This window comes from Mycobacterium gordonae (assembly GCF_017086405.1).
Taxonomy (GTDB): domain Bacteria; phylum Actinomycetota; class Actinomycetes; order Mycobacteriales; family Mycobacteriaceae; genus Mycobacterium; species Mycobacterium gordonae_D.
On sequence record NZ_CP070973.1, the window covers coordinates 2,474,385 to 2,485,059 of the forward strand.

Genomic DNA, 10,675 nt, shown 5'->3' on the forward strand with positions numbered 1-10,675 from the left:
GCTGCCTTGTCCGGGGAATCGAGAGACGTCACTGGCCGGGGGGCATCAGCACGGTGTCGATCATGTAGACCGTGGCGTTCGCGGTGTGCACTCCGCCACACACCAGGCCCGCGGCGTTGACCTTCAGGTCTCCAAGATTCCCGCCGCCGCCGGTCACCGTCACGTCCGCGCCTTGCAGCGTCTTGTGGGTGCCGGCCACCTTGGCCGGGCTCGCCTGACCGTTGACCACGTGGTAGGTCAAGATGCTGTTCAGCAGCTTGGAGTCGGTCTTGAGCTGGTCGATGGTGGCTGCCGGGAGCTTGTCGAAGGCGGCGTTGGTGGGCGCGAACACGGTGTACTGCCCGCTGTTGAGCGTGTCCACCAGGTTCACCTGCGGGTTCAGCTTGCCGGACAACGCCGAGGTCAGGGTGCTCAGCATCGGGTTGTTCGACGCCGCCGTGGCGACCGGGTCCTGGGCCATGCCGGCGACCGATCCGGGGCCGGTGGGGTTCTGCGCCGCGTATTCCGAGCAGCCAGGACCGATCAGGTCGGCGGCGGGGTCGGCCTTGGCCGATGACGGTGCGGAGCTCGAGGTCGCCGAGGCGCTCGCGGTGGTAGCGCTGCTGGTGCCCTGGGATGCTGGCTTGCTGCTGGAACATCCGGCGACCCCCGCGATCGCGATCGCCGCAAGAGCCGCTGCCGCCACTGACTTGGCCTGAGTATTCATCACGTGTCAATTCCTTTGCTGGAGAACATTTTCCAGGCGACGTCCGGCGCCGCCATGAGTGCCGTACACCAAGGCATTCGGAGTGACGGCGATCAGGGATGGGTACGAATGCGAAAAGGCGGCACAATGGGTGGGTGACTTTCTCGGGTGACGGGGTTCCCGGCGGGCGGCTGCGGGTACTGGTGCTGGGCAGCACCGGGTCGATCGGCACCCAGGCGCTGGAGGTCATCGCCGCCAACCCGGACCGGTTCGAGATCGTCGGCCTCGCCGCCGGGGGTGGGAAGCTGGACACTCTGCTGCGCCAGCGCGCGGAGACCGGCGTCACCAACATCGCCGTCGCCGACGACGCCGCCGCCCGGCGGGCCGGTGACGTCCCGTTCCCGATTCCCTTCAAAGGTCCCGACGCCGTCACCCGACTGGTCCAGGAGACCGAGGCCGACGTCGTCCTCAATGCCCTGGTCGGGGCGCTCGGCCTGCGGCCGACGCTGGCCGCGCTGGAGTCCGGCGCCCGCTTGGCTCTGGCCAATAAGGAATCCCTGGTCGCCGGCGGCCCGTTGGTGCTGCGGGCGGCGCGGCCCGGCCAGATCGTGCCCGTCGACTCCGAGCACTCCGCGCTGGCGCAGTGCCTGCGCGGCGGCACCCCCGACGAGGTTGCCAAGCTGATTCTGACCGCCTCCGGGGGGCCGTTCCGGGGCTGGTCGGCCGAGGATCTCGGGGACGTCACGCCCGAGCAGGCCGGCGCGCATCCGACCTGGTCGATGGGCCCGATGAACACGCTGAACTCGGCGTCGCTGGTCAACAAAGGGCTCGAACTCATCGAAACTCACCTGTTGTTCGGCATTCCCTACGACCGCATCGAGGTCGTCGTCCACCCGCAATCGATTGTCCATTCGATGGTGACCTTCGCCGACGGCTCGACAATCGCCCAGGCCAGTCCGCCGGACATGAAGCTGCCCATTTCGCTGGCGCTGGGCTGGCCGCACCGGGTACCCGGAGCGGCTGCCTGCTGCGACTTCTCCACCGCTTCCAGGTGGGAATTCGAACCCCTGGACGATGTTGTCTTCCCGGCCGTCGAGTTGGCGCGCCAGGCCGGGGGAACCGGAGGCTGCATGACAGCCGTTTACAACGCGGCCAACGAAGAAGCGGCCGAGGCGTTTCTTTCCGGACGGATCCGGTTTCCCGCCATCGTCGCCACCATCGCCGAAGTGCTGCACGCTGCCGACCAATGGGCCGCGTCACCCGCTACCGTGGATGACGTACTCGAGGCGCAGCGCTGGGCCCGCGAGCGGGCTCGACAGGCGATGGCGACACCAGCGCCGGTCAATGTTCTCGGGCATGGCGTGAGAAAGGTCGTAGGAGACTGATGATGTTCGTTATCGGCATTGTGCTGTTCGCACTCGCCATCCTCATCTCGGTCGCCCTGCACGAGTGCGGTCACATGTGGGCCGCCCGCGCCACCGGCATGAAGGTGCGACGCTACTTCGTGGGCTTCGGCCCGACGTTGTGGTCCACCCGGCGTGGCGAAACGCAATACGGGTTGAAAGCCATCCCGGCGGGCGGCTTCTGTGACATCGCCGGCATGACTCCGGTCGAGGAGCTCGCCCCCGACGAGCAGGACCGTGCGATGTACAAGCAGGCCACCTGGAAGCGGGTCGCGGTGCTGTTCGCGGGTCCGGGTATGAACTTCGTCATCTGCCTCGTCCTCATCTACGCCATCGCGGTGATCTGGGGCCTGCCCAACCTGCATCCGTCCGACAAGGCCATCGTCGGCGAAACCGGCTGCGTCGCACAGGAAATCAGCCAGGGCAAGCTCGACAAGTGTGACGGCCCCGGCCCGGCTGCGCTGGCGGGGCTGCGTCCCGGCGACGTCGTCGTCAAGGTCGGCGACACCCCGGTGAACACATTCGAGGACATGGCCGCCGCGGTGCGCAAGCTGCACGGCACCGTGCCGATCGTCGTCGAGCGGGACGGCAGGACCGTCACCACCAACGTCACGGTGGAGAGCACCCGCCGCTACGTCCCCAGCGGACAGGGCAACCAACTCGAACCGGCCAACGTCGGCGCCATCGGTGTCGGAGCCCCCCGCAACGAGCCCACCCGCTACAACGTGCTGTCGGCCGCGCCGGCCACCGTCGCCTTCGCCGGGCAGTTGACCGTCGAGGTCGGCAAGTCACTGGCGGCCATTCCGACCAAGGTCGGCGCGCTGTTCCATGCGATCGGCGGCGGACAACGTGACCCGCAGACCCCGATGAGCGTGGTCGGTGCCAGCATCGTCGGCGGCGACACCGTCGACCACGGGCTGTGGGTGGCCTTCTGGTTCTTCCTGGCTCAGCTGAACCTGGTGCTGGGTGCCATCAATTTGCTGCCGCTGCTGCCATTCGATGGCGGCCACATCGCGGTGGCGTTGTTCGAGAAGATCCGCAACTCGATCCGCACGGCCCGTGGCAAGGTGGCCGCCGCGCCGGTGAACTATCTCAAGCTCATGCCGGCGACTTATGTGGTGCTGATCTTCGTGGTCGGCTACATGTTGTTGACCGTTACCGCTGACCTGGTCAACCCGATCAGGCTCTTCCAGTAACAGAGAGAAGGCGAACAACGTGACCATTGGCCTGGGCATGCCGCAACCCCCGGTGCCCACGCTCGCCCCCCGGCGTGCCACACGTCAGCTCATGGTCCGCGACGTCGGCGTCGGCAGCGACTACCCGATCTCGGTGCAGTCGATGTGCACCACCAAGACTCACGACGTCAACTCGACCCTGCAACAGATCGCGGAATTGACCGCGGCGGGTTGTGACATCGTCCGGGTGGCCTGTCCGCGTCAGGAGGACGCCGACGCACTGGCCGAGATCGCCCGGCACAGCCAGATCCCGGTCATCGCCGACATTCACTTCCAGCCGAAGTACATCTTCGCCGCCATCGATGCCGGGTGTGCGGCGGTGCGGGTGAACCCGGGCAACATCAAGGAGTTCGACGGCCGGGTCGGCGAAGTCGCCAAGGCCGCCGGGGCCGCGGGCATCCCGATCCGCATCGGTGTCAACGCGGGCTCGCTGGACAAGCGGTTCATGGCCAAGTACGGCAAGGCCACTCCCGAGGCGCTGGTGGAGTCGGCGCTGTGGGAGGCCTCGCTGTTCGAGGAACACGGCTTCGGCAACATCAAGATCAGCGTCAAGCACAACGACCCGGTGGTGATGGTCGCCGCGTACGAGCAGCTGGCCGCCCAGTGTGACTACCCGCTGCATCTGGGTGTCACCGAGGCCGGCCCGGCGTTTCAGGGCACCATCAAGTCCGCGGTGGCCTTCGGTGCGCTGCTGTCGCGCGGCATCGGTGACACCATCCGGGTGTCCTTGTCGGCGCCGCCGGTCGAGGAAGTCAAGGTCGGCAGCCAGATCCTGGAATCGCTGAACCTGCGGCCACGGAAGCTCGAGATCGTCTCGTGTCCGTCGTGTGGGCGGGCCCAGGTCGACGTCTACACCCTGGCTAACGAGGTCAGCGCCGGCCTGGACGGTCTGGAGGTGCCGCTGCGGGTGGCGGTGATGGGCTGTGTGGTCAACGGGCCCGGCGAGGCCCGCGAAGCCGACCTCGGAGTGGCGTCCGGCAATGGCAAGGGCCAGATCTTCGTCAAGGGCGAAGTCATCAAGACCGTGCCCGAAGCGCAGATCGTGGAAACGCTGATCGAAGAGGCGATGCGGCTTGCCGAGCAGATGGGTCTGGAAACCGAGAACGATCCCGGGACGGCGGCGAGCGGTTCGCCTATTGTGACCGTAAGCTGATAGGGGCCAAGCACATAGGTTTCGCGTAGGTTTTTGGTGGCCCTCAGTACGCATCACAGAGAGTTATGAGATGTCGGCTCCGCCCATCTTGCGCCTCGTCGGCGAGAGACGGGTTTCAGTGGTGCGCGACGCCGCCGCCGTCTGGCGGGTGTTGGGTGACAATCCGGTCGAATCCTGCATGGTCGCCGCGCGGGTGGCCGACTACGGCGTCGAACCCAATTCCATCGGGGGAGAACTGTGGACCCGGCGCGCCCCGGAGGAGTCGCTGTGTTTCGCCGGCGCCAACCTCATCCCGTTGCGCGGCAATCTGATCGACCTCAACGCATTCGCCGACGAGGCCAAGAGCACCGCTCGCCGGTGCTCATCACTGGTCGGCCGGGCCGACCTGGTGCTGCCCATGTGGCGGCGGCTCGAGTCGGCGTGGGGCCCGGCTCGCGATGTGCGGGATTGCCAGCCGCTGATGGCGCTGAGCAATCATCCCAACTGCACCCTGGACACCGAGGTGCGCCAGGTCCGGCCCGAAGAACTCGACGCCTACCTGGTGGCCGCCGTCGACATGTTCATCGGCGAAGTCGGGGTGGATCCGCGGATGGGTGACGGGGGGCGTGGTTACCGGCGCCGGGTGGCCGGCCTGATCGCGGCCGGGCGGGCCTGGGCCCGCTTTGAGCACGGGCAGGTCATTTTCAAGGCGGAGGTAGGTTCGCAGTCGCCGTCGGTCGGGCAGATCCAGGGGGTCTGGGTTCATCCCGAGTGCCGGGGCCGGGGCTTGGGCACCACCGGCACCGCCACCCTGGCCGCCGTGATCGTCGGCAGCGGGCGCATCGCCAGCCTGTACGTCAACGACTTCAACACGGTGGCCCGGGCGGCGTATGCCCGCGTCGGGTTCAAAGAGGTCGGCACGTTCGCCACGGTGCTGCTCGATTGAGGCGCGCCGCGCGCCCATAACGGTCCGGTCTCGGTGTGTCTGCGTCGACGTGACCGCCGCTTTCCATAACATCAGTACCGATGGTCACATTAGGCTCACGAACCACGTTAGGCTCACGAACAACATTGGCAACATCCGTCGCGGGGCTGCTGGTGGCCCTGGTCGTGTTGCCCGGCTGCACACCCAAGCCGGAAGGGCCGGGTCCGGCCGCTGAGAAGTTCCTCTCGGCGTTGTCTGTCGGGGACACCGCGACCGCTGCCCAGCTCAGCGACAATCCCAACGAAGCGCGCGAGGCGCTTAACGCGGCCTGGGCAGGTCTGCAGGCCGTGCACCTGGACGCGCAGGTACTGAGCTCGAAGTACGCCGAGGACACCGGCACCGTCGTGTACCGCTTCACTTGGCACCTGCCCAAGAACCGCACCTGGACCTACGACGGACAGTTGAAGATGGCCCGCGACGAGGGGCACTGGCAGGTCCGCTGGGCCACCACCGGGCTGCACCCGAAACTGGGTGAGCACCAGACGTTCGCGCTGCGCGCCGACCCGCCCCGGCGCGCCTCGGTGAACGAACTCGGCGGGTCCGACGTACTGGCGCCCGGTTACATCTACAACTATTCGCTGGACGCCACCAAGGCCGGAGCCGACCTGATCGGGACCGCCCATGCCGTCATCGACGCACTGCATCCGTTCAATGACACGCTCAACGATCCGCAGCTGCTGGCCGAGATGGCCAGCTCGGCAACCCAGCCCGTCGATCTGGCGACGCTGCTGCCCGATGACAGCAACCGGGTTTTTCCGGCGATCGGCCAGTTGCCCGGCGTGGTGATCACCCCGCATCCCGAGCTGCTGCCGACCGATCCGCGCTTCGCGCCGGCGGTCATGGCCGAGGTCAAGAAGGCGGTCGTCGATCAGCTCGACGGCCAGGCCGGCTGGCGGATCGTCAGCACCAACCAGAACGGCGTCGACGTCGCGGTGCTGCACGAGGTCGAGGGCTCGCCGGCGCCGTCGGTGTCCATCACGCTGGACCGCGCCGTGCAAGACGCCGCTCAGCATGCGGTGGACACCCGCGGCGGCAAAGCGATGCTGGTCGTGATCAAGCCGTCGACCGGGGAGATCCTGGCGATCGGACAGAACGCGGGAGCCAACGCCGAGGGCCTGCTGGCTACCACCGGCCTGTACCCACCCGGGTCTACCTTCAAGATGGTCACCGCCGGCGCCGCCGTCGATCGTGACATGGCGACTCCCAACACGATGGTCGGCTGCCCGGGGCACATCGACATCGGCCACCGGACAATTCCGAACTACGGCGGCTTCGACCTGGGTGTGGTGCCGATGTCGCGTGCCTTCGCCAGCTCCTGCAACACGACGTTCGCCGAACTGAGCGCCAAGCTGCCGCCGCGCGGGCTGACCCAGGCTGCCAGCAGGTACGGCATCGGGCTGGACTACCAGGTCGAAGGCATCACCACGGTGACCGGGTCGGTGCCCCCGACCGTCGACCTGACCGAACGCACCGAGGACGGATTCGGCCAGGGCCGGGTGCTGGCCAGCCCGTTCGGCATGGCCCTGGTGGCGGCCACCGTCGCGGCCGGCAAGACCCCGGTGCCGCAGTTGATCGCGGGCCGGCCGACCATGGTCGCCGGCGACAACACTCCGATCAGCCCGAAGATGGTGGAGGCGCTGCGCCCGATGATGCGATTGGTCGTCACCAACGGTACGGCCAAGGAGATCGCAGGCTGCGGGGAGATCTACGGCAAAACCGGAGAAGCCGAGTTCGCTGGTGGTTCGCATTCCTGGTTCGCCGGGTACCGTGGTGACCTGGCATTCGCCGCCCTGATTGTCGGGGGCGGCAGCTCGGAATACGCCGTCCGGATGACCAAGGTGATGTTCGACTCGTTGCCGCCGGGCTACCTGGCCTGACCCGGTGTGCGGCCCACCACAGCGGTAAGTTTCGAAGGGTGAGCATCCAGGCGGCGCCATGACCGAGCCCGGCGGTGACATGGCGGCGATGCGGGTATCGGATGCCGACCGCAACGGCACCATGCGCCGGCTGCAGAATGCGCTCGCACTCGGGCTGATCGACATCGACGAGTTCGAACAGCGCTCGCGGCAGGTCTCGTATGCGCGTACTCGTGAAGAACTGGACCGACTCCTCGGCGACCTGCCCGGGCCGGGCGCGATCGTCACCTCCGCCACCGACCGGGTGGAACTGCGGGGCTGGGCGGGCTCGCTGAAGCGCCATGGCGAGTGGACCGTGCCGACCCGGCTTTCGTTGGTGCGGCGACTGGGCTCGATCGATCTTGATCTGACCAAGGCCCGATTCGCCGGGCCGGTCGTTGTCATCGAGATCGACATGAAGTTCGGCTCGTTGAACCTGTGGTTGCCCGAAGGCGCCAGCGCCTCGATCGACAACGTCGAGGCGTATGTGGGCAGCGCCTCGGACCGGCGCAAAGACCCGCCGGCGGACGGCAATCCGCACGTCGTGTTGACCGGTCAGCTGGTGTTCGGTTCGGTGACCATCCGCGGGCCGCGCCGGACATTGCTACGCCGGCCCCGGTTCTGACGCCGCCGGGTCAGCGAGAACACCGACCGCGCGGTGACGAGCCCGGCCGCACCCCGGCAGTGCTCCGGCGTGGCCTCGCCGCAGGTGGTCGGCGGCAGCAACAGCCCAGCATCGTTAAGCTAGCTGCCATGCCTGTTCGAACTGCGCTGTCTCCCGGCGTGCTCTCCCCGACGCTGCCGGTGCCCAAGTGGATCGCGCGCCCGGAATACGTCGGCAAACCCACCGCCAAAGAGGGCACCGAGCCGTGGGTGCAAGAACCCGAGGTCATCGAAAAGATGCGGGTGGCGGGCCAGATCGCGGCCCGCGCGCTGCAAGAGGCGGGCAAGGCCGTCGCACCCGGGGTCACCACCGATCAACTCGACCGCATCGCGCACGAGTACATGGTGGACAACGGCGCCTACCCGTCGACGCTGGGCTACAAGAGTTTCCCCAAGTCGTGCTGCACCTCGCTCAACGAGGTGATCTGTCACGGCATCCCGGACTCGACCGTGATCGAGGACGGCGACATCGTCAACATCGACGTCACCGCCTTCATCAACGGAGTGCATGGCGACACCAACGCGACCTTTCTGGCCGGCGACGTGTCCGAAGAGCACCGGCTGCTCGTTGAGCGGACCCACGAAGCGACCATGCGCGCGATCAAGGCCGTCAAGCCCGGACGGCAGTTGTCGGTGGTCGGCCGGGTCATCGAGTCGTACGCAAACCGGTTCGGCTACAACGTGGTTCGCGACTTCACCGGCCACGGCATCGGCACCACGTTCCACAACGGGCTGGTGGTGTTGCATTACGACCAGCCCGCCGTGGAGACGGTCATCCAGCCCGGGATGACGTTCACCATCGAGCCGATGATCAACCTGGGTGCGCTGGATTACGAGATCTGGGACGACGGCTGGACCGTCGTCACCAGGGACCGCAAGTGGACCGCCCAGTTCGAGCACACCCTGCTGGTCACCGACACCGGCGCGGAAATCCTCACCCTGCCGTGAGCTCGGTGGTGCGAGCAGACGCAAAAGGCCCTTCTCATCGGCGGAAAAGGGTGCTTGTGCGACTGCTCACAGCACAACGGTGAGTGGGGCCCTGCTGGTTGCGGGCACCAGCTCGGACGCCGGCAAATCCATGGTGGTCGCCGGGCTGTGCCGGCTGCTGGCGCGCAAGGGAGTTCGGGTCGCGCCGTTCAAAGCCCAGAATATGTCGAACAATTCCGCTGTCACCGTTGAAGGCGGCGAGATCGGTCGCGCCCAGGCGATCCAGGCCCGCGCGGCGGGCCTGGAACCCAGCGTGCGGTTCAATCCGGTGCTGCTCAAACCAGGCAGCGATGGCACCTCGCAGCTGGTCATCCGCGGACAGGCCACCGGTTACGTCGGCGCCGCAAGTTACTTCCGGCATCGAGATCACGTTGCCGGTGTCGTTCTCGACGAATTGTCAGCCCTGCGTGCCGAATTCGACGCCGTGATCTGCGAGGGCGCTGGGTCCCCGGCCGAAATCAATTTGCGCTCAACCGATATCGCCAACATGGGCCTGGCCCGAGCCGCCGAGTTGCCGGTCGTGCTGGTCGGCGACATCGACCGGGGTGGGGTGCTGGCACATCTGTTCGGGACGGTCGCGGTCCTCGATCGTGACGATCAGGCGCTGATTGCGGGTTTCATAGTGAACAAGTTCCGGGGTGATCGCTCGCTTTTGGAACCGGGGTTGACGCAGCTGGCGGACCTGACCGGTCGACCCACCTATGGAGTGCTGCCCTATTCCGAGCAGATGTGGCTGGACGCCGAGGATTCCCTCTCGGTGGTGGCGCACCGGTCGGTCGGCACGCCGGAATTGCCCCGTGGTCAGCAGTGGTTGAAGGTGGCAGCCCTTCGCCTGCCGCGTATCTCGAATTCGACCGACGTCGAGGCGCTGGCGTGTGAACCCGGTGTGGTGGTGCGCTGGGTCACCGATCCGGCCGACGTCGCCGACGCCGACCTGATCGTCATTCCGGGCAGCAAAGCCACCGTGGCCGATCTGTCGTGGCTGCGGGAACGCGGTCTGGCCGTGATGATCGTCGAGCACGCTGCGGCGGGCAAGCCGGTGTTGGGAATCTGCGGCGGCTTCCAAATGTTGTGCCGCAGTATCGACGACGCGGTGGAGTCGCGGGCCGGGGCAGTGGATGGATTGGGGCTCCTGGACGCCGACATCGAATTCGCCAGGACCAAGACATTACGGCGCTGGCGAGAACCGTTATCCGGCTACGAGATTCATTACGGACGGCTGACCCGGTGCACGGAGACGCCGTGGTTCGAGGTCGGTGCCGAGGCCGCGGGAGTACGGCGCGGAGCGGTCTTCGGCACCCATTGGCACGGCCTGCTCGACAACGACGCTTTCCGCCGGGCATTCCTCACCACTGTCGCGGGAGCGGCCGGCCGGGATAGGTTCATCGTCGCCGACGACGTGAACGTCTCCGCTCGCCGGGACGCCCAACTGGACATGAGCGCCGATCTGCTGGATGCGCACCTCGACATCGACGCGGTGCTGGGTCTGCTCACCGGTTCGGCGCCGCGGCGACCGTATCTCCGTAGCGAGTTGAGACCGTAGATCGGTTCGCAACAGCTCAAATTGCCTTTTCATGCCGCTTGAATTCAAAAGCGCCCTATCGCTCCGCTTAATTTAGAGGTTCATTCTACGAATTTCAGAAATGCGAAGCGTGGTTTGTTGTAGCTTGACTGATCGGATAAATCCTGG

General features: G+C 66.8%; 9 protein-coding genes. 8 read left to right on the forward strand and 1 reads right to left on the reverse strand.

The window, feature by feature from the left end:
- Positions 1 to 28 precede the first annotated feature (28 nt).
- On the reverse strand, positions 29 to 709 hold the full coding sequence (locus JX552_RS10665; RefSeq protein ID WP_205877332.1) for a fasciclin domain-containing protein: 681 nt from the start codon (positions 707 to 709) through the stop codon (positions 29 to 31).
- A gap of 131 nt (positions 710 to 840) precedes the next feature.
- Between JX552_RS10665 and dxr the strand changes: the two genes are divergently transcribed.
- The 8 genes from dxr (at position 841) to JX552_RS10705 (ending at position 10,528) form a co-directional block, all read left to right on the forward strand.
- Entirely contained in the window at positions 841 to 2,070 is a 1,230-nt protein-coding gene (dxr, locus tag JX552_RS10670; RefSeq protein ID WP_205877334.1) for a 1-deoxy-D-xylulose-5-phosphate reductoisomerase, read from the forward strand.
- Positions 2,070 to 3,284, forward strand: a complete 1,215-nt coding sequence (locus JX552_RS10675; protein WP_205877336.1) for a M50 family metallopeptidase — start codon at positions 2,070 to 2,072, stop codon at positions 3,282 to 3,284. Before dxr ends, JX552_RS10675 begins: the two co-directional genes overlap by 1 nt.
- Positions 3,285 to 3,303: 19 nt before the next feature.
- Positions 3,304 to 4,476, forward strand: a complete 1,173-nt coding sequence (gene ispG, locus JX552_RS10680) for a flavodoxin-dependent (E)-4-hydroxy-3-methylbut-2-enyl-diphosphate synthase (RefSeq protein WP_205877338.1) — start codon at positions 3,304 to 3,306, stop codon at positions 4,474 to 4,476.
- Positions 4,477 to 4,546: 70 nt separating this feature from the next.
- Positions 4,547 to 5,401: a GNAT family N-acetyltransferase gene (locus JX552_RS10685; RefSeq protein ID WP_205877340.1), complete on the forward strand. Its 855-nt coding sequence runs from the start codon at positions 4,547 to 4,549 to the stop codon at positions 5,399 to 5,401.
- Positions 5,402 to 5,481: 80 nt separating this feature from the next.
- Positions 5,482 to 7,317 carry a penicillin-binding transpeptidase domain-containing protein gene (locus JX552_RS10690; protein WP_205877342.1) on the forward strand — a complete coding sequence of 612 codons (1,836 nt, stop codon included), beginning with the start codon at positions 5,482 to 5,484 and terminating at the stop codon, positions 7,315 to 7,317.
- Positions 7,318 to 7,375: 58 nt separating this feature from the next.
- Positions 7,376 to 7,960 carry a DUF1707 SHOCT-like domain-containing protein gene (locus JX552_RS10695; RefSeq protein WP_205877344.1) on the forward strand — a complete coding sequence of 195 codons (585 nt, stop codon included), beginning with the start codon at positions 7,376 to 7,378 and terminating at the stop codon, positions 7,958 to 7,960.
- A 128-nt stretch (positions 7,961 to 8,088) separates the two neighbouring features.
- Entirely contained in the window at positions 8,089 to 8,946 is an 858-nt protein-coding gene (gene map / locus JX552_RS10700) for a type I methionyl aminopeptidase (protein WP_205877345.1), read from the forward strand.
- Positions 8,947 to 9,025: 79 nt separating this feature from the next.
- The gene (locus JX552_RS10705; protein WP_205877347.1) at positions 9,026 to 10,528 is read left to right on the forward strand and encodes a cobyric acid synthase; all 1,503 of its coding nucleotides are present in this window, start codon (positions 9,026 to 9,028) and stop codon (positions 10,526 to 10,528) included.
- The last annotated feature ends 147 nt before the right edge of the window (positions 10,529 to 10,675 follow it).